The 19,115-nt window shown below is 73.5% G+C and carries 13 protein-coding genes and 1 pseudogene; 4 read left to right on the top strand and 10 right to left on the bottom strand.

Translation table 11 applies throughout. The features are described 5' to 3' along the window. Nucleotides 1–54 precede the first annotated feature (54 nt). On the bottom strand, nucleotides 55–675 hold the full coding sequence (locus tag EAO73_RS08475; RefSeq protein WP_147970784.1) for a M48 family metallopeptidase: 621 nt from the start codon (nucleotides 673–675) through the stop codon (nucleotides 55–57). A 196-nt stretch (nucleotides 676–871) separates the two neighbouring features. Here EAO73_RS08475 and EAO73_RS08470 point away from each other — a divergent pair, with 196 nt between their 5' ends. Together EAO73_RS08470 and EAO73_RS08465 are read left to right on the top strand one after the other, a co-directional pair. Then, entirely contained in the window at nucleotides 872–2,020 is a 1,149-nt protein-coding gene (locus tag EAO73_RS08470; protein ID WP_147970783.1) for a ThiF family adenylyltransferase, read from the top strand. A gap of 41 nt (nucleotides 2,021–2,061) precedes the next feature. Next, nucleotides 2,062–3,537 (top strand): ABC1 kinase family protein, encoded by a 1,476-nt coding sequence (locus tag EAO73_RS08465; RefSeq protein ID WP_147970782.1) that lies wholly within the window; start codon nucleotides 2,062–2,064, stop codon nucleotides 3,535–3,537. A 254-nt stretch (nucleotides 3,538–3,791) separates the two neighbouring features. On the opposite strand, the gene EAO73_RS08460 is transcribed toward EAO73_RS08465, so the two are convergent. The 4 genes from EAO73_RS08460 to EAO73_RS08445 all read right to left on the bottom strand — a co-directional run bounded on the left by EAO73_RS08460 (nucleotide 3,792) and on the right by EAO73_RS08445 (nucleotide 7,446). Next, entirely contained in the window at nucleotides 3,792–4,115 is a 324-nt protein-coding gene (locus tag EAO73_RS08460; protein WP_147971464.1) for a hypothetical protein, read from the bottom strand. Nucleotides 4,116–4,147: 32 nt separating this feature from the next. Further along, entirely contained in the window at nucleotides 4,148–4,516 is a 369-nt protein-coding gene (locus EAO73_RS08455; RefSeq protein ID WP_147970781.1) for a WhiB family transcriptional regulator, read from the bottom strand. 173 nt (nucleotides 4,517–4,689) lie between these two features. Further along, nucleotides 4,690–5,028, bottom strand: coding sequence for a hypothetical protein (locus tag EAO73_RS08450; protein WP_147970780.1), 339 nt, complete (start codon nucleotides 5,026–5,028; stop codon nucleotides 4,690–4,692). Between the two features lie 165 nt (nucleotides 5,029–5,193). Beyond that, entirely contained in the window at nucleotides 5,194–7,446 is a 2,253-nt protein-coding gene (locus tag EAO73_RS08445) for an ATP-dependent DNA helicase UvrD2 (protein WP_147970779.1), read from the bottom strand. A gap of 267 nt (nucleotides 7,447–7,713) precedes the next feature. Between EAO73_RS08445 and EAO73_RS08440 the strand changes: the two genes are divergently transcribed. Beyond that, a complete protein-coding gene (locus tag EAO73_RS08440) occupies nucleotides 7,714–7,971 on the top strand; it encodes a mycoredoxin (RefSeq protein WP_147970778.1) in 258 nt (85 codons plus the stop codon). Between the two features lie 75 nt (nucleotides 7,972–8,046). Here the strand turns inward: EAO73_RS08440 and nudC are convergent, their stop codons facing one another. From nudC to EAO73_RS08425, 3 genes and pseudogenes are all read right to left on the bottom strand, one after another. Next, the gene (gene nudC / locus EAO73_RS08435) at nucleotides 8,047–8,994 is read right to left on the bottom strand and encodes an NAD(+) diphosphatase (protein WP_147970777.1); all 948 of its coding nucleotides are present in this window, start codon (nucleotides 8,992–8,994) and stop codon (nucleotides 8,047–8,049) included. 43 nt (nucleotides 8,995–9,037) lie between these two features. After that, nucleotides 9,038–10,432, bottom strand: a complete 1,395-nt coding sequence (locus tag EAO73_RS08430) for a dipeptidase (RefSeq protein WP_147970776.1) — start codon at nucleotides 10,430–10,432, stop codon at nucleotides 9,038–9,040. Between the two features lie 10 nt (nucleotides 10,433–10,442). Beyond that, a pseudogene (locus EAO73_RS08425) lies at nucleotides 10,443–13,843 on the bottom strand (UvrD-helicase domain-containing protein). A 142-nt stretch (nucleotides 13,844–13,985) separates the two neighbouring features. On the opposite strand from EAO73_RS08425, the gene EAO73_RS08420 reads away from it, so the two are divergent. Continuing rightward, complete coding sequence (locus tag EAO73_RS08420) at nucleotides 13,986–14,891, top strand: SAM-dependent methyltransferase (protein WP_147970775.1); 906 nt, start codon at nucleotides 13,986–13,988, stop codon at nucleotides 14,889–14,891. Between the two features lie 9 nt (nucleotides 14,892–14,900). Here the strand turns inward: EAO73_RS08420 and EAO73_RS08415 are convergent, their stop codons facing one another. After that, nucleotides 14,901–18,227 (bottom strand): ATP-dependent helicase, encoded by a 3,327-nt coding sequence (locus EAO73_RS08415; RefSeq protein ID WP_147970774.1) that lies wholly within the window; start codon nucleotides 18,225–18,227, stop codon nucleotides 14,901–14,903. A gap of 300 nt (nucleotides 18,228–18,527) precedes the next feature. Next, nucleotides 18,528–18,917 (bottom strand): MGMT family protein, encoded by a 390-nt coding sequence (locus EAO73_RS08410; protein ID WP_147971463.1) that lies wholly within the window; start codon nucleotides 18,915–18,917, stop codon nucleotides 18,528–18,530. Between the last annotated feature and the right edge of the window lie 198 nt (nucleotides 18,918–19,115).

The raw sequence follows: 19,115 nt of genomic DNA, 5'->3' as shown, positions 1-19,115 counted from the left end.
GGTACAGACCCGGTACAGAAACACCGGACTCCGCTCACCCGGTGCCACCAGGTGTCACTCGCCGCGCGCGGCCGGCAGGTGCGGCAGCCGGTCGGCCGCCACCACTCCCTCCAGATAGCCGCGGGCCCGCTCGGTACGGGGGTAGGCCTCCAGCAGCCGCCAGAACCGCGGTCCGTGGCCGGGCACCAGGAGATGCGCCAGTTCATGGACGAGCACGTAGTCCACGACGTACTCCGGCATGCCCTGCAGCCGGTGCGACAGCCGGATGCTGCCCTCCGCCGGGGTGCAGGAGCCCCACCGGGTGTTCTGGTTGGTCACCCACCGCACCGACACGGGCCGGGCCCGGCCCTCGAAGTACTGGGCGGACAGCCGCTCCGCCCGCTCGGCCAGCTCGGTGTCACCGAGGACGCGCCGGTTCTCCTGGGCGGCGAGCTTGTCGAGCATCACACTCACCCAGCGCTGCTCCTCGGCCTCGGACATCCGGGCGGGGATGAGCACGATCGTGCGGTCGCCCTCGCGGTAGGCGGAGACCGTTCTGCTGCGGCGCGCGCTTCTGCGGACCTCGACCGCGCTCGTCGCCGGGGCGCGGCGGGCAGGATTCGCGCCGCGCCGGCGGGATCCGGCGCCGGGCACGGGAGGGTCCCCGGCGAAGCCGGGCGACGTGTCGGCGGGCACGCCCCGACGTTACCCGCTGTGTGTACGGGAAGTCCCGCCTCCGGGACGGTTCTCCATGATCGGCTCCATGCCTTGCACCATTTGAACGACTAATACCCACGCCTGTGGATAACTTTTCGCACGCCTCGGCGGGCCGCTGCATTCTGGCAAAGGAACTCGCACAGCAGTCACACAGCGACACAGACCGGGGGAAGCCGTGCATCCGATGTTGAAGCCCGCACTGCGCCGCGCTTGGCGGGGCCGGGGCACCGTGCAATTCGGAGTGACGCCCGCACATGCGGTGAAGGTCGGCCCGATGGATATCGCCACGGGCTGTTTCATGGAACTGCTCGACGGCACCAGAGGCATGCCTCTGCTGCACGAGGAGGCCAGGGCGCTGGACCTGAGCGAACGTCATGCGGACGCGCTGGTGAGGCGGCTGATGAACGCCGGTCTGGTCGACGACGTACGGGCGGGCGGCGCCGAGGCCGAAGCGCTGCGCAGCCGGACGGACGTCCTGGAGCGTCACCGCCCCGATCTGGCGTCGCTCTCGGTCGTTCACCCCGAACCAGGCGGCGCCCTGCGCAGGCTCGCCGCCCGTCGCTCGATGCGTGTGCAGGTCCGGGGCGCGGGGCGGGTCGGCGCGGCCGTCGCGGCGGTGCTCTCCGGAGCCGGGGTGGGGCGGGTCGAGGTGCTGGACGGAGGGTGCGCGGAGCCGGGTGACGTGGCGCCGGGCGGGCTGCCCGCCTCCGCCGTCGGGGAGCGCAGGGACATGGCGGCCCGGCAGCTGGTCCGCCGCTCCGCGCCCGGTCCGGGCCCGCGGGCGCCCGGGGCGGCGGGTGCCGGTCCGGCCGGGCGGGAGCCGGGGCTGTCCCTCATCGTGGTCGCCCCGCGCGACGGCTTCTGCGGATACGTCCCCGATCCGGGCACCGCCGAGCCCTGGATCACCTCGGGCACCCCACATCTGTACGCGGGCGTGATCGAGGCCACCGGGTTCGTCGGGCCTCTGGTCCTGCCAGGAGGCACGGCCTGCGCGGGCTGCCTGCACCTGAACCGGCTGGACCGGGACGCGCAGTGGCCGCGCATGCTGGCGCAGTGGCAGTCCGGACGGCGGGGCGCCGTGCAGGCGTGCGACCTGGGGCTGGCGACGGCGGTGGCGGGTCTCGCGGCGGCGCACGCGCTGGCATTCCTGGACGGCGAGCTGCCCGCGAGTACCGGCGCCCGGTGGGAAGCGGCGCTGCCGCTGTTGGACTGGAGGTCGGAACGGATCGGGGCGCACCTCGACTGTTCCTGTGGGGCCGCCGGTCACACTGAAGGGGTCCGCGCCTCCGGGGCCGGCACGGCGCACGACACAATGGCCGGGTAACCGCCGCACGCAGCGCGGCAGTCTGGGAATTGGAGGGGCTTATGTCTGATCTTCCCCGGAAGGCGGTCACCCGTACCGCCAAGCTGGCCGCGCTGCCTTTGGGGTTCGCCGGCCGTGCCACCTGGGGCCTGGGCAAGCGCATCGGCGGGAAGTCGGCGGAGCTGGTGGCGCGCGAGGTGCAGCAGCGCACCGCCGATCAGCTCTTCAAGGTCCTCGGGGAGCTGAAGGGCGGGGCGATGAAGCTCGGCCAGGCCCTGTCCGTCTTCGAGTCGGCGCTTCCCGAGGAGGTGGCGGGCCCCTATCGCGCGGCCCTCACCAAACTCCAGGAGGCGGCCCCGCCCATGCCGAGCGCCACGGTGCACGCGGTGCTGGCGGAGCGGCTCGGCGAGGACTGGCGGGAGCTGTTCCTGACGTTCGAGGACACGCCGTCGGCCGCCGCCTCGATCGGCCAGGTGCACCGGGCGGTGTGGCACGACGGCCGGGACGTGGCCGTCAAGGTGCAGTACCCGGGCGCGGGCGAGGCGCTGCTCTCGGACCTGACCCAGCTCAGCCGGTTCGCCCGGCTGCTGGGCCCGCTGATCCCGGGCATGGACATCAAGCCGCTCATCACGGAGCTGCGCGACCGGGTCTCGGAGGAGCTGGACTACGAGCAGGAGGCGCGTTCCCAGCGGGCGCACGCCGAGGAGTTCGCCGACGATCCCGATGTCGTGGTCCCCGGGGTGGTCCACCAGTCCGCGCAGGTGCTGGTCACCGAGTGGATCGGCGGTGTCCCGCTGGCCGATGTGATCGCCGACGGCACGGACGGGCAGCGCGACCGGGCCGGCCAGTTGCTCGCCCGGTTCCTCTTCTCAGGCCCGGCGCGCACGGGGCTGCTGCACGCCGACCCGCATCCGGGAAACTTCCGGCTGCTGCCCCCGGCCGCGAACGCGGACCTGGACCCTGCCCAGGAGGCCGCTCCGGACGAGCCCGGCGAGGTCGCGGACACGGCCCCATGGCGGCTGGGTGTACTCGACTTCGGGACGGTGGACCGGCTGCCGGGCGGGCTGCCGCAGACCATCGGGGACGCGTTGCGGCTGACACTGCAAGGTGACGCCGACGCGGTCTACGAGATGCTGCGGGCGGAGGGGTTCGTCAAGGATTCCATCGACCTGGAGCCGGACGCGGTGCTCGACTACCTCCTGCCGATCATCGAGCCGGCCGAGGTGGAGGAGTTCGCGTTCAGCCGGAGCTGGCTGCGGCGGCAGGCCGCCCGGATAGCCGATCCGCGCTCCCCCGCCCACCAGTTGGGCAAGCAGTTGAACCTGCCGCCCTCCTATCTGCTGATACACCGGGTGACGCTGAGCACGATCGGGGTGCTGTGCCAGCTCGGCGCCACGGTCCGGCTCCGCGACGAACTCGAGTCCTGGCTGCCGGGGTTCCTCCCGCCGGAGGACGAGGCGGAGGCGCGGGATCTCCTGCCGGAGCAGCAGGACGCCGAGGCGGAGCAGGCGGCCTCCACGACGGTGGACGCCGGATAGCCGAGGCATACAGCCGGAACGACTCCGGGGGTGATCCGGAACGAATCCCGAGGTGGTTCCGGAACGACCCCGGGGCCGGTCCGTCGGACGGACCGGCCCCGGGGTAGGGGTCCTGCTGGCGGGGGTACCGCTGCGCGGGGTGCTGCGGGAAGGCGCTTCCCGCCGGGCGCGGAGAGCGGCTGCGCCGAGGCGGGTGTGCCCGGACGCGGAGAGCGGCCGCGTCCGGGTGGAGGCCTCCGTGGCCGGCCGGTGGCTCAGTGCATGACGGCCATGGCCAGCGCGCGGCGGGCGCGCATCGAGGCGCGCTCCGCCCGGCGCTGCATCCGCCGGGCGGAGATCAGGCGCACGGCCTGACGTTCCGCGTCGGCTTCACGCATGCGGTCGTGCATATGCGCACGGGCCAGGGCTTCTGGGATGAGTTGCATTTCGCGGGTCCTGTTCTGACGCGAGTCGTTCGCGCCGATGGTGGTGACGTCTTGGGTCGCGGAGCCGACGGGCTCGGACGTGGGGATGGTCATTGGAGCCTGGTTTCGGGGGTCGTGGGTCAGGGGACGGTCGATGGTTCCGATGCGCTTCATGGGCTTGGGGGCCATGACCCCCAGATCGGCGGTCACGCCGCGACCGGGTTCTTGCGCGGACGGCCACGCGGCCGCTTCCGGGCCACGACGACGCCCTGGATGAAGAGCTCGCCACCCCAGACGCCCCACGGCTCGCGGCGCTCCTTGGCGCCGGCGAGGCAGGCCTCGACGAGCGGGCAGGTGCGGCAGAGGGACTTGGCGTACTCGACGTCGGCCGGCGACTCGGCGAAGAAGACCTCCGGGTCATAGGCACGGCAGGGGACGGGCACACCGAGGTTCTCGATGGCGTCGTCGAGCGCGGTGAGCGCGGTAAGGGGGGTCAAGGCGGAGTCCTCCGTGAGGCCGGGCGGGGAGATCGTGTCGGAAGGCGGTACGGACGGGGCGTGCGTTTCGAGTTGCACGGTGGTGGTGTCCTCGTCTGGTCGTTTCCGGCCTGTTGGCCGGGGGGCGGCTGGTACCAGGTCCTGCTTGTCCCGAGGCTCCTTCGCGCTGTCTCGTCCGTTGGGACAAAACAAAAGGGCCGCGGATCCCGAGTGGGGTTCCGCGGCCCTGAAGGCGCCGGCCTGATGCTGGATCAGGCTGGATCACTCCAGGGTTCAGGCCCACGGAAGGCCCACATCGTGTGGTGGTGCTTCGTCTGCTCGGTGACGCCGGCTTCCGCTCCCGCACCGACGGCCGCAAAGGCATAGGCCTGGGCCTGTCCCTTCGCTACTGCTGCTGCCGGTGCCTGGGTCGGTCGCTCATTGCGCTCCCGCACGGGAAGACCGGCCAGGGACATCGGAATGACGGCGGAGACGCCGGACACACCGGTGGCACGCAGGGAGGACTTCGGGGAGCGGGCGAGAAGGCCGAGCGAGCAGGCGGAGACGACCGAGAGATCGGTCATTTTGTTGGTCTCGATGATGCTGATCACTTCAATCGCCTCCTCTCGGCGTCTCGGGGGGACCGGCAAGCCGGTCCTGCGTATTCGGATAAGTACAGCACGGAGCCAGGGCTTCAGAGAAGCCGCTGTTTCCGTGGTTAAGAACCTATGGTGATGACTGGGGCGGGCGCAAACTATTTTTTCGACGAGTTTTTCTCACATCTCTCCGGCGGTGTCCTCGTCGCCTCCGTACCCGTCCCCACCTGCACAGATGTCGAGAACGGCGGCGCCGAAGCGGCCCAGCTTCCGCGCGCCGACCCCGGGGATCCCGGCCAGTTCGCCCTCGGAGCCGGGCACCGCCTCCGCGATGGCCGTCAGCGTCCGGTCGGTGAACACGCAGTAGGCGGGCTGGCCGATCTCCCGCGCGCGGACCGCCCGCCAGTCGTGGAGGCGCTCGTACAGCGCCTCGTCCATGTCGGACGGGCAGCCGTCGCAGCGCATCAGCTTCATCTCGCCCGCGTCCGTCAGCGTCCTGCCGCAGACCCGGCACCGGGCGGGCCCCCGGGGCTTCCGCCCGGCCGCGCCCGGACGGCCGTCGCCCCCCGGGCCGGCCGCGCCGCCCCGGCCGCTCCAGGAGCCCGCGGAGCCCTGAGCCTGCGAGCCGCCCGGCCCACCCGACGCGCTCCGGCCGCCGGGGGCCGTGGAGCCGGGGCGGAGCCCGTTCAGGAAGCGGGTCGGCCGCCGTCCGGGCCGGCTGCCGGGCGACCGGGACAGTGCCCACGAGAGCGCGAGGTGGAAGCGGGCCCGGGTGACGCCGACGTACAGCAGCCGGCGCTCCTCCTCGATCTGCTCCTCCGTCTTGGCGTAGGTGATCGGCATCATGCCCTCGGTCAGCCCGACCAGGAACACGGCGTCCCACTCCAGGCCCTTCGCCGAGTGGAGCGAGGCCAGTGTGACGCCCTGGACCGTGGGGGCGTGCTGGGCGGCGGCCCGCTCGTCGAGCTCGGCGACCAGGTCGGAGAGGGTCGCCCCGGGCTTGGCCCGTTCGAAGTCCTCCGCGAGCCTGACGAGGGCGGCCAGGGACTCCCAGCGGTCGCGCACCGCTCCGGAGCCGGCGGGCGGCTCGCTGCGCCAGCCCTTCGTGGAGAGCACCGCACGCACCTCGGCGGGCAGGCCCTCCGCCTGGTCCAGCAGGGAGTCGTTGCCCCCCGCGCGGGCCGCGCCGCGCAGGGCGATGCCCGCCTCCCGGACCTCGGCGCGCTCGAAGAACCGCTCGGCTCCCCGCAGTTGGTAGGGGACGCCCGCGTCCGCGAGGGCCTGCTCGTAGACCTCGGACTGGGCGTTGATCCGGTAGAGCACCGCGATCTCGCCGGCCGGGACGCCCGCGGCGATCAGATCGCGGATACGGCGGGCGGTGCCCTCGGCCTCGGCGGGCTCGTCCGCGTACTCCACGAAGGCGGGCTCGGGGCCGCCCTCGCGCTGGGAGACCAGGTCGAGGCGGTGCTCGGCGGCCCGGCCGGTGGCCTGGGAGAGCAGCCCGTTGGCCAGGTGGACCACCTGCGGCGTGGAGCGGTAGTCGCGGACGAGCTTGACGACCGTGGCGCCGGGGTGGCGGGCGCGGAAGTTGAGGAGGTGGTCGGGGGTGGCCCCGGTGAAGGAGTAGATCGTCTGGCCGGCGTCGCCGACGACGCAGAGGCTGTCCCGGTCGCCGAGCCAGAGGTCGAGAAGCCGCTGCTGGAGCGGGCTCACGTCCTGGTACTCGTCGACCACGAAGTGCTGGTACTGGCGGCGGATGTGGTCGGCGATGTCGTGCCGGTCCTGGAGGATGCCGACGGTCAGGAGCAGCACGTCCTCGAAGTCGATCACCGTGCGCTCGCGCTTCAGCTCCTCGTAGGTCTCGTAGACCTTGGCGATCTCCGCCGGATCGCGCGGGGCGTCCCGCTGGGCCTTGGCGACCACGGCCGGGTAGTCGGCGGGGACGGTCTGGGTGACCTTGGCCCACTCGATCTCGCCCGTCACGTCGCGCAGCTCGTTGCGGTCGAGCCGGATGCCGCAGCGGGCCGCCGCCTCGGCCACCAGCTGGACCTTGCGCTCCACGAGCCTGGGCAGCTGGCCACCGACTGCTTTCGGCCAGAAGTACTGAAGCTGGCGCAGTGCGGCGGAGTGGAACGTCCGTGCCTGCACGCCGCCCGCGCCCAGCTGGCGCAGCCGGCCGCGCATCTCGCCGGCCGCCCGGTTGGTGAACGTGACGGCCAGGACGCTGGCCGGCTGGAGTATCCCCGCACGCACTCCGTAGGCGATGCGGTGCGTGATCGCCCGCGTCTTGCCCGTACCGGCCCCGGCCAGCACGCACACCGGGCCCCGCAGGGCCGTGGCGACCTCGCGCTGCTCGGGGTCGAGCCCGTCGAGGACGGCGTCCGCTGAGTCGGGGACCCGGGGGAAGAGGGTGGAGTGCGTCGCTGATGTCACCCCGCCATGCTGCCAGGTCGCAGAGGACGGGCGCGGTGGTTGTCCACAGGGGTGAGGTATCCGTCGTACTAATGCCGGGGGCGCCGTCCGGGGCGCGCGGGCCCCGTCCCGCAAGGGCCCCGGCGCCGGGAATGGCGGCCGGACCCCGTACGTTCACCTGACGTGCGGCACCGCACGCCAGGCCCCTGTGTGACACACGAGACGTGACACGGGCCCCCGGGCGTGACGGGATCTGCCGGGACCGATGAGACAGAGGAGCGCGAAGACATGCCGGGCACTGTGACGATGTACAGCACCACGTGGTGCGGCTACTGCCGTCGGCTGAAGGGGCAGATGGACCGCGAGGGCATCGCCTACACCGAGATCAACATCGAGCAGGACCCGGAGTCGGCGGCCTTCGTCGAGAAGGCCAATGGCGGAAACCAGACGGTCCCGACCGTGCTGGTCGTCCCCGCCGGCGGCGGCGAGGACGTCGTCATGACGAACCCGAGCCTGGCCCAGGTGAAGCAGGCCCTCGCGGTCTGATCCTGCCCGCGCCCCGCATCCGCCCGCCCTCTCCGGTCAGCGCACCGGAGGGGGCGGCGGTGTGTCCGGGCCCGGTCAGACGGCCGCGCGCACCGGCTTCGGAAGCGGCTTGCCGTACCAGAGCTCGATCAGCCGGGAGGCGATCGAGATGCCGAACGGCGGCAGGATCTCGCCCGACTCGAAGGCGGTGGTCAGCTCCTCGCGGGAGAACCAGCGCGCCTCCTCGATCTCCTCGCCGTCCACGTTGATGTCGAACGTCGTGGCACGGGCCATGAAGCCCAGCATCAGGCTCGACGGGAAGGGCCAGGGCTGGCTGGCGACGTACTCGACCTCGCCGACCGTGACGCCCGCCTCCTCGAAGACCTCGCGCGCCACGGACTGCTCGATCGACTCACCCGGCTCGACGAATCCGGCGAGCGTGGAGAAGCGGCCCTCGGGCCAGTGGACCTGGCGGCCGAGCAGCGCGCGGTCCTGGTCGTCGGTGACGAGCATGATGACCGCCGGGTCGGTGCGCGGGTAGTGCTCGGCGCCGCAGGCCGGGCAGCGGCGGATGTGGCCGGCCGCCGCGATGACCGTGCGCTCGCCGCAGCGGGAGCAGAAGCGGTGCAGCCGCTGCCAGTTCTCCAGGGCCACCGCGTGCACCATCAGGCCGGCGTCGCGGGGGCCGAGCAGCAGGCCCGCCTCACGCAGCCCGGCCGGGCGCGCCGACTGGTCCATGCGGCCCGGCAGCGTGTCCTTCTGGAGCGCGAAGTAGCTGACGCCGTCCGCGTCGGTGCCGAGGAAGTAGCGGTGGGTCTCGGTGACGGGTGCCTCGAAGGCGGGCGTCATCACGAGTTCGGTGCCGTCGTCGGTGTCGTCGATCAGCACCTGGCCCCCGGAGACCACGAAGACCCGGGTCGTCGGGTGGCTCCACGCGGCGGACAGCCATGCCTCGTCGAGGCGGTGGTGCGCCGCGCGGTCGATGCCGCTCGGCGCGGTCAGACCGATGGGCCGGTCCGTGGTGGCGTTGTCGAAGGTGCTCACAGGTGCTTCCTACTCCCCCGGGATGGATCGGGCGTCAGAGAATTCAGCGGAGGGCGGCCGCCAGGTCGCTCCAGAGGTGGGCGGCTGTCTCGACGCCCTTGAACAGCAGGTCCAGTTCGACCTTCTCGTCGGGGGCGTGCCAGCCGTCGGACGGTACGGAGATGCCGAGGAAGAGGACGGGCGCGCCGAGCACGTCCTGGAGGTCGGCGGCGGGTCCCGAGCCTCCTTCCCGGGTGAACAGGACCTTCCGGCCGAACGCCCGGCCCATGGCCCGGACCACGGCCTGGAGCGCCGGGTGGTCCAGGGGCGTCAGACAGGGCCGGGTGGCGGGCAGGAAGGTGATCCGGTGGCTGATTCCGGCCGGGATACGGGCCTCGGCCCAGGCCCGTACGACCTGCTGGATGTGGTCGGGGTCCTGGCCGGCCACCAGGCGGAAGCTGATCTTGGCGCGGGCGGACGAGGGGATGATCGTCTTGCTGCCGGCGCCCTGGTAGCCGCCGCCGATGCCGTTGACCTCGGCGGTCGGGCGGGCCCAGATCCGCTCCAGTGTGGAGTACCCCGCCTCGCCGGAGGCGACCCGGGACTTGGCGGTGCGCAGCCAGTCGGCCTCGTCGAACGGCAGCTCGGCGAAGAGGACGCGTTCGGTGTCGGTGAGTTCGGCCACGCCGTCGTAGAAGCCGGGGACCGCGACCCGTCCGTCCGTGTCGTGGAGCGCCGCGACGAGGCGAGCGATCTCGGTCGCCGGGTTGGGCACGGCGCCGCCGAACGAGCCCGAGTGGATGTCCTGCGCGGGTCCGTGCAGCTCGATCTCGCACTCGGCGAGGCCGCGCATCCCGGTGCAGACGGTCGGCGTGGTCTCGTTCCACATGCCGGTGTCGGAGACGATCACGACGTCGGCGGCGAGGCGGTCGGCGTGCCGCTCGACCAGCTCGCGGAAGTGCGGCGAGCCCGACTCCTCCTCGCCCTCGACGACCAGCTTGAGGTGCACGGCGGGGGTGCTGCGGCCGGTGGCGGCGAGGTGGGCCCGGACGCCGAGGGTGTGGAAGAACACCTGCCCCTTGTCGTCGGCCGCGCCGCGCCCGTACATCCGGCCGTCGCGGATCACCGGCTCGAACGGCTCGGTGCTCCAGCCGTCCTCGCGGGCCGCGGGCTGCACGTCGTGGTGTCCGTACACCAGGACGGTGGGGGCGGCGGGGTCCTCGGACGGCCACTCGGCGAAGACGGTGGGTGCCCCGTCCGTCTCCCAGATCTCGGTGACCGGGAAGCCGGTCTCCTTCAGCTTGGCCGACAGCCACTCGGCGCTGCGCCGTACGTCGCCCTCGTGCTCCGGCTGAGCGGATACGGAGGGGATGCGCAGCCACTCGGAAAGGTCGTCGAGGAAGGCTGTGCGGTGCTGCTCGGTGTACGTACGGACAGCGCTGTCCGGGGTGTCGCTCATGACCTTCAGCTTATCCGTCCGACGGAGGTGGCTCGTCCAGGAGGATGCGCTCCAGCTCCGGGCGGCCCGGCAGGGAGGCGGGGCGCACAGCCTCGCCACTGCGCACGAAGAGGAAGGTGGCCGTGACGTCGGAGAGTGGCAGCCCGTGCAGTTCGGCCCAGGCCAGCCGGTAGACGGCGAGCTGGAGCGGGTCGGCGGTGTGGGTGCGGCTGGTCTTCCAGTCGACGATCTCGTACGTGTCCCCGGTGCGGTACACAGCGTCGATACGGCCCCGGATCACCCGGCCGGCCAGCGTGATCTGGAACGGCGTCTCCACGCGGTGCGGGGTGCGGCGGGCGTACGGGGTCCGCTCGAAGGCTTCCTTCAGCGCGGCGAGATCCTGTTCGTCCGCGATGTCGGCGTCGCTCTCGTCGCCGCCGGGCAGCTCGTCGGGGCCGAGCATGGGCAGCGGCAGTTCCTCGAAGCGGGACTCCACCCAGGCGTGGAAGCGGGTGCCCCGGCGGGCGGCCGGCTGCGGCGGGCGGGGCATGGGCCGGGCCAGCTCCCGGGCGAAGCCGTCGGGGTCGTCGGCGAGGCGCAGCAGCTGGGTGGCGGAGAGCGAGGCGGGGACGAGCACGTCGCGCACGGTGGCGCGGGCCCGGCGCAGCTCCCCGGCCAGCGCGTCCAGGTCCCGGTCCCAGGAGGCGAGGGTGCGGGCCTCCTCGGGGGTGAGCCGGGCGGGGGCTTCCTGCACGCGCTGTACGAGCACTGCGCCGCCGGGGGCGGCGCGTCGTCGCCGAATGGAGCCTCGTCGGGGAAGGGCGGCTCGTCGGAGAAGGGGTCCTCGTCGGGGAACGGCGCGTCGTCGGGGAACAGCGCGTCGTCGGCAAGAGGCTCGGCGTCCGGGACCGGCGTCTCCCCCTCCGCCAGCAGTCGCAGCACCGTGTCCGCGGCGGCCCTGCGGCGGGCCAGGGCGGTGTCGTCCAGCGGGAGCGGCCAGGCGTGATCGGCGGACGCCTCGGCCAGGGCGGGGTTCTCGTCGGTCTCGGCGGGCTCGTCCGCCCACGCGTCGATCTCCCCGTACCCGGCGGCGCAGTGCTCGTACAGCGCGTGCAGGAAGGGGGACGGGCCCCGCGGCTTCTTCTGGCTGGGGCCCCACCAGTGGCCGGAGCCGAGCAGCAGCGTGCGGGGGCGGGTGAAGGTGACGTAGCCGAGGCGCAGCTCCTCCGTGTGCTGGTGCTCCTTCATCTCCTCCTTGAAGCCCTTGAGGCCCTTGGCGTCGTAGGTGTGCAGGGCGGGCAGCGTGGCGGTGTCGCCGCGCAGGGCGTGCGGGAGGACCTTGGCCTGGGAGGTCCAGGCGTCGCGGGACTGGCCGCTGGGGAACTGGCCGGTGACCAGTCCGGGCACCGCGACGACGTCCCATTCCAGGCCCTTGGACTTGTGGGCGGTGAGGACCTTGACGGTGTTCTCGCCGCCGGGCAGCGCGTTGTCGAGGCCCTTCTCGTACTGGGCGGCGGTGCGCAGGAAGCCGAGGAAGGCGAGCAGTGTGGCCTCGCCGTCGACGGCGGCGAAGCGGGCGGCGACGTCGAGGAAGTTGCCCAGCGTCTCGCGACGGCGGGCGGCGAGCGCCTGCGGGGACGCGGAGAGCTCGACCTCCAGGCCGGTGGTGGCCAGGACCCGGTGCAGGACGTCCATCAGGGGGTCGGCGAGCGAGCGGCGCAGGTCGCGCAGTTCGGCGGCGAGGCGGGCGAAGCGGATCCGGGCCTCGGCGGAGAACGGAAGCCGGTCGTCCTCCTCGCCGCCCGCGTCCAGGAAGGTGTCCAGGGCGTCGGCGAGGGAGATCACCTCGGCCGGGTCGACCCCCTCGACGGCCTCGGCGAGCCTGCGGTCGGGGTCGAAGTCCTCGTCGTCGCCGTGGGCGGCGCGGTGGACGAGGAGGCGGGCCCGGCGGCCGAGCAGGGCCAGGTCGCGGGGGCCGATCCGCCAGCGGGGGCCGGTGAGCAGGCGGACGAGGGCGGCGTTGGCCCCCGGGTCCTGGAGCACTTCGCAGACGGCGACGAGGTCCGCGACCTCGGGGAGGTGGAGCAGCCCGGAGAGGCCGACGACCTCGACCGGGATGTCGCGGGCGACCAGCGCGGCCTGGATCTCCGGGAAGTCACCGGCGGTGCGGCACAGGACGGCGATCTCGCCGGGTGCCTTGCCGGTGCGCACGAGGTGGGCGATCGAGTCCGCGAGCCAGGCGATCTCCTCGGTGTGGGTGGGCAGCAGTGCGCAGCGGACGAGGCCGTCGCGCTCGGCGCCGGGGGCGGGGCGCAGGGCCTCGACGCCCTCGTGCATGGCGCGCAGGGGCGCGGCGAGCCCGTTGGCGAGGTGGAGGAGGCGGCCTCCGCTGCGGCGGTTCTCGCTCAGCGCGTAGCGGGTGGCGGGGGTGCCGTCGGCGTGCGGGAAGTGGTGCGGGAAGTCGTCGAGGTTGGCGACGGAGGCACCGCGCCAGCCGTAGATGGCCTGGCAGGGGTCACCGACGGCGGTGACGGCGTGCCCGGTCGGGCCGGTACCGGGGCCGCTGCCGAAGAGGGCGGAGAGCAGGAGCCGCTGGGCGACGGAGGTGTCCTGGTACTCGTCGAGCAGGACGACGCGGTACTCGTCGCGCAGGATCGCGCCGACCTCGGGGCGGGTGAGGGCCAGCTCTGCGGAGCGGGCGATCTGGTCGCCGAAGTCGAGGAGGTCGCGGCTCCGCTTCGCCTCGCGGTAGCGCCGGGTCAGCGCGAGCAGTTCGCGGCGGGCCCCGGCGGCCTCGGGGATCTTGCGCAGTTCGGCGTTGCTGAGCCGGGCCGTCTCCAGCGTGCGCAGCAGCTCGGTGTCGTGCGCGTCGAGCTGTTCGGGGCGTACGAGGTGTTCGGCCAGCTCGGCGTCGAGCGCGAGCAGGTCGCTGACGAGGGTGGGGAAGGACCTGGTCAGTGCGGGGTAGGGGCCGGGGGCCTCGCGCAGCACGCGGGCGGCGAGCTGGTAGCGGGTGGCGTCGGCGAGGAGGCGGACGCCCGGTTCGAGCCCGATGCGCAGCCCGTGCTCGGTCAGCAGCCGCCCGGCGAAGGCGTGGTACGTGGAGATGCCGGGCTCGCCCGGGGGGTTGTCCGGGTCGATCACGTCCGGGTCGGTGACTCCGGCGGCGACGAGTGCCTTGCGTACGCGCTCGGCCAGCTCACCGGCCGCCTTGTTGGTGAAGGTGAGTCCGAGGACCTGCTCGGGGGCCACCTGGCCGGTGCCGACCAGCCACACCACGCGGGCGGCCATCACCGTGGTCTTCCCCGAACCGGCTCCGGCCACGATCACCTGCGGGGCGGGCGGCGCGGTGATGCAGGCCGTCTGCTCCGGGGTGAAGGGGATGCCCAGAAGCTCCTTGAGCTGCTCGGGATCGGTGAGGCGCGGGGACACTCCACAGAGGCTAACCGGCGCCACCGACAACCCACGAAGCCGCGGATCCCGCATCCGCCTCCCTCTCCCGGTGGCACACGTCACACCGGAACAGGTCTAAATTGTCTGCTTGTCGCACCAACAGCCTTACGAGGACGGTCATATGAGCGCCGACGCACCCGCCCCTGACGCCACCGGGCTCAGGAAGCGCATCGACACGACGAAGGCGCACCCGGCACGGGTCTACGACGTCTTCCTCGGCGGCAAGGACAACTACCCGGCCGACCGCGAGGCCGCCGCCATGGCGCTGGCCGCCAATCCGCGCGGCTACCTCACCGTGCGGCACAACCGGGACTTCATGCGGCGCGCGGTGACCCTCGCGGCCAACGACGGCATCCGGCAGTTCCTGGACATCGGCACCGGACTGCCGACGCAGGCGAACGTGCACCAGATCGCGCAGGGCATCGCGCCCGAGTCGCGCGTGGTCTACGTGGACAACGACCCCGTGGTCCTCGTCCACGCGCAGGCCCTGCTCACCAGCGGTCCCGAGGGCCGTACCGACTACATCGAGGCGGATCTGCGCGACCCGGACCGCATCCTGGAGGCCGCCCGCCGCACCCTCGACTTCGACCGCCCGGTCACCCTGGTCCTCGCGGCCGTGACGCACTTCATCGAGGACGAGACGGCGTACCCGGTCGTGAAGAAGCTTGTGGACGCGCTGGCCCCCGGCAGCGTCCTCGTCCTGAGCAACGTCAGCTCGGACCTCAACCCGGAGCAGGTCGGCAGCATCACGAAGGGTTTCAAGGAGCGCGGCTTCGCCATGGTGCGCCGGTCGTACGCCCAGATGGAACGCTTCGTCACCGACAACGGCCTGGAACTGCTCGACCCCGGCATCGTCGCCGTGCACCGCTGGCGTCCCGAGCGGGTCGTCGACCTGCCGGAGGCCCACAACCCCGACCCCGAGTTCGTGGCGGGCCTGGACGAGCTGGACCGTACGCGCTACCAGGACATCAACGACGTCACCGACGCCGATGTCAGTGTCTATGGCCTGGTGGCCCGCAAGCACTGATCTCCTGGGCTACTCCAGGACGTGCCGCCCCTCCGGCTGCGCGCTGCACGACGCCTTGAAGGCGCAGTGCCCGCAGTGCTGGCCGGTCGTGGGGGTGAACCGCTCGTCCAGGACCCGGCCCGCGGCGGTCGCCAGCAGGCCGGAGACCCACTCCGAGTCGGGCGGCGCCTGCGCCTGCACCTTGGGCGCGGTGTCGCCGCCCTCCTTCTTGGGGGCGGCCTGGCGCAGCTGTACGAGTTCGGCGCCGCCCGGCTCGGGCCGCGTACCGCCGAAGGCGTCGTCGACCGCGCCTTCCCGCACCGCCACCTGGTAAACGGCGAGCTGGGGGTGACGCTGGACCTCGTCCTTCGTCGGGGCCTGCTTGCCGGTCTTGAAGTCGACGACGTAGGCCCGGCCCTCGGCGTCCCGCTCGACGCGGTCCATCGAGCCCCGGATGCGCACCTCGTACTCCCCCGCCTCCAGCGTCACGTCGAAGTCGTGCTCACTGGCGACGGGTGTGCGGCCGGCCCGGTCCATGACGTGCCAGCGCAGGAAGCGTTCGAGGGCGGCGCGCGCCTGCTCCTTCTCCTGGTGCGACTTCCAGGGGGCGTCGAAGACGAGCCCGTCCCAGACCGAGTCGAGCCGTTCCATGAGGACGGCCAGATCGGCGGGCGTACGGCCGGAGGCCACCTCGTCGGCCAGGACGTGGACGACGTTGCCGAAGCCCTGGGCGGCGGTCGCGGGCTCGTCGGCCTTGACCTCGCGGCCCAGGAACCACTGGAGCGCGCAGGTGTTGGCGAGCTGGTCGAGCGCGCTGCCGGAGAGGGTGACGGGCAGGTCCCGGTCGCGCAGCGGTACGGCTGAGCGGGTCGGCTCGTACAGGCCCCACCAGCGGTACGGGTGCGCGGAGGGCACGAGCGGCCGGTCCTCCTCGTCCGTGAGCGCCGCCAGCCGGGCGAGGCGGCGGGCGGCCTCCTCGCGCAGCGCGTCGGACGCGGCGGGGTCGACGGTGGTGGCGCGCAGCTCGGCGACGAGCGCGGCGACGGACAGCGGGCGGCGCGGACGGCCGGTGACGTCCCGGGGTTCGACGCCCAGCTCGGCGAGGAAGCGGGAGGGCTGGTCGCCGTCGTCGGCGGGGGCCTTGACCGCGGTGACGACCAGGCGCTCGCGGGCGCGGGTCGCCGCCACGTAGAACAGCCGCCGCTCCTCCGCGAGAAGGGCGCCGGGCGTGAGGGGTTCGGCGAGGCCGTCGCGGCCGATCCGGTCCGCTTCGAGCAGCGAGCCCCGGCGGCGCAGGTCCGGCCAGAGCCCTTCCTGCACGCCCGCGACGACGACCAGCCGCCACTCCAGGCCCTTGGAGCGGTGGGCGGTCATCAGCCGGACGGCGTCGGGGCGGACCGCGCGCCGGGAGAGGGTGTCGGCCGCGATGTCCTGGGCGTCGACCTCCTCCAGAAAGTTGAGCGCGCCCCGGCCGCCGGTGCGTTCCTCGGCGCGGGCGGCCGTCTCGAACAGGGCGCAGACCGCGTCGAGGTCCCGGTCCGCGTTGCGCCCGGCGGCACCCCCGCGCAGGGCCGCGCGCTCCAGCCGGTCCGGCCACGGGGTGCCGGACCACAGCGCCCACAGGGCCTCCTCGGCGGTCCCTCCGGCCTCCAGCAGCTCGCGCGCCGTGCGCAGCAGCGCGCCCAGGCGCTGGGCGCCCCGGGCGTACGCCGGGTCGTGCGTCACCAGCCGCTCCGGTTCGGCGAGCGCGCGGGCCAGCAGCGCGCCGGAGGGCGCGGGCACCCGGCTGCCGGCGGCGCGCTCCTCGTCCCGCAGCGCGCGGCCGAGCCGGCGCAGATCGGCGGCGTCCATCGCCCCGAGCGGGGAGGAGAGCAGGGTGAGCGCGGTCTCGGTGTCGAGCCAGGACGCCTCCTCCCCGTCGGCCGCCCCACCCCGCAGCGCCGCCGTCGCCACCGCGCGCAGGGCTGTCAGGAGGGGGCCCACCGCCGGTTCGTGGCGCAGGGCCAGGTCGTCGCCGTCGACCTCCAGCGGGACGCCCGCCGAGGTCAGGGCCCGGCGCAGGGAGGGAAGCGTGCGGCCGCCGGCCCGGACGAGCACCGCCATCTCCGACCACGGCACCCCGTCCTCCAGATGCGCGCGGCGCAGCAGGTCGGCGATGTTCTCCAGCTCGGTGGAGGCGGTCGGATAGGTGTACGTCTCCACGCTGCCGCCCTCGCGGACCGCGCGCAGCTCGCGGTGGGCGCGGACCTTCGCCGAGGGCAGCCGGGTGAGCGGCATCCGCCGGGTGAGCAGCCGGGTGGCGGCGAGCAGCCGGTCCCCGGAGCGGCGCGAGGTGGTGAGAACGCCGACCGGGGCCGGGGCGCCGTCCGCGCGGCGGAACATCTCGGGGAAGTCGAGGATGCCGTTCACGTCGGCGCCCCGGAACGCGTAGATCGACTGGTCCGGGTCACCGAAGGCGATCAGGTCGCGCCCGCCGCCACCCCCCGGTGCGCGGCCCCGGTTGCCGGCCAGCGCGTGCAGCAGCCGGACCTGGGCCGGGTCGGTGTCCTGGTACTCGTCGACGAACACCGCGTCGTACGCCCCGGCCAGCTGCGCCGACACCTCGGGGCGCTCCGCGAGCAGCACCGCGCGGTGGACCAGCTCGGCATAGTCCAGCACGCCCTGGGCGTCCAGCACGTCGAGGTACTCCGCGAGGAAGCGGGCGGCCGCTCCCCAGTCGGGCCGGCCGGTGCGCCGGGCGAAGTCGGCGAGGGCGTCCGGGGCGAGGCCCAGCTCGCGGCTGCGGGCGAGCACCGCGCGCACCTCGTCGGCGAAGCCGCGCGTGGTCAGGCAGGCGCGCAGCTCGTCGGGCCAGCGGATGTGCGGGCGCCCCTCCTTCTCCAGGTCGAGCTGGCCGGCCAGCAGGTCGCGGACGGTCACGTCCTGTTCCGGCCCGGAGAGCAGCCGCAGCGGGTCCGCGAAGAGGTCGGCGTCCTGGTGGGCGCGGACGAGCGCGTAACAGAAGGAGTGGAAGGTGGTGGCCTGCGGGCCCCGGGCGGCGCCGAGCCGGGCGGCCATCCGGTCGCGCAGTTCGACGGCGGCCTTGCGGCTGAAGGTGAGGATCAGCAGGCGGGCCGGGTCGGCGCCCCGGGCGATCCGCGCCGCGACGGCTTCGACGAGCGTGGTGGTCTTGCCCGTACCGGGGCCGGCGAGGACCAGGAGCGGGCCGCCGGGGTGATCAACCACCGAGCGCTGCGCCGCGTCCAGGAGAGGGGGCTCCACCGAACCCGGCAGGGTGCGCACCAGCCGGTACGGGCCCGTGGTCCCCGGCCGTGCGTGACGGTGAGGACTGTGCCGGGTGGTGGAGGAGGTGCTCACGTGGGATCGCCGGTCCTGGTGGGTGTTCGGGTGGTGCGGGTGCGGTGTCGCCCGCGAACTGAAGACGCTACTCCGGCGTGCCCCTCGAATGCGCCGGGACGACTGCGGAGCGCGTCACGTTCTCCTCGGCACGGGGCTCCGGACGGCCGGACTCCGGACGACCGGGCTCCGCAGCACCGAGATCCGGACGACCGGGCTCCGGGCGCCCCGGCGCCGCCGCCGGACCGGCCGGCCCCCGCAGCGCGTCGGCGCCCGCGCCGCCCCGGCTACGCCCGATCCGCCGTCCGATGGCCGAAGCTGTCAGGTGTGAGCTCCCCCACCGCCGCCGGGCGCCTCCGCCGGGCCGCCCGTCACGCCGTCCCACCGCGCGCGCCGCATGTCCAGGCGCGGGAGGTGGCCCTCCGCGCTCGCGGGGGCCTCCCGCAGCGGGGTGTTCTCCTCGCGGTAGTGGTCGAGGGCGCGCAGCTCGTGGCCGGGCAGCAGCCTGCCGTCGGCGCGCACCACGCGCCACCACGGCACCGCGCTCCCGTACAGCGCCATGACCCGGCCGACCTGGCGCGGGCCGCCCTCGCCCAGCCACTCCGCGACATCGCCGTAGGTCATGACGCGGCCGGGCGGGACCATGTCGGCGACGTCGAGCACGCGTTCCGCGTACTCCGGCAGCGCGTCGCCCGTCGGGTGTTCGCTCATCCGCCCCATCCTGCCGTACGCCACCGACAGGGCGGCGGGGTCCGTGTCCGCCCGCACACGCAGCGTGCGCACGGCGGGAAAGTTGCGTATGTTGCGCTTCGCACGCCCCCTCATCGCACCCTGATGCCCCCTTGCGTCCGTCGGCCGTGCCACCATCATGCGGGCGGTGACCGGTGATACGAGAACACGAAGACCACT

Source organism: Streptomyces sp. col6, from assembly GCF_008042035.1.
In the GTDB taxonomy this organism is placed as follows: domain Bacteria; phylum Actinomycetota; class Actinomycetes; order Streptomycetales; family Streptomycetaceae; genus Streptomyces.
Note: the sequence above shows the minus strand (reverse complement) of the source record. Positions and strands in the feature narration are given on the sequence as shown.

Bases quoted from the DNA above. Each gene is read 5' to 3' on its own strand.
- EAO73_RS08465 (WP_147970782.1), top strand. From the start codon at position 2,062: ATGTCTGATCTTCCCCGGAAGGCGGTCACCCGTACCGCCAAGCTGGCC.
- EAO73_RS08460 (WP_147971464.1), bottom strand. From the start codon at position 4,115: ATGAAGCGCATCGGAACCATCGACCGTCCCCTGACCCACGACCCCCGA.
- EAO73_RS08440 (WP_147970778.1), top strand. From the start codon at position 7,714: ATGCCGGGCACTGTGACGATGTACAGCACCACGTGGTGCGGCTACTGC.
- EAO73_RS08430 (WP_147970776.1), bottom strand. From the start codon at position 10,432: ATGAGCGACACCCCGGACAGCGCTGTCCGTACGTACACCGAGCAGCAC.
- EAO73_RS08420 (WP_147970775.1), top strand. From the start codon at position 13,986: ATGAGCGCCGACGCACCCGCCCCTGACGCCACCGGGCTCAGGAAGCGC.
- EAO73_RS08410 (WP_147971463.1), bottom strand. From the start codon at position 18,917: ATGAGCGAACACCCGACGGGCGACGCGCTGCCGGAGTACGCGGAACGC.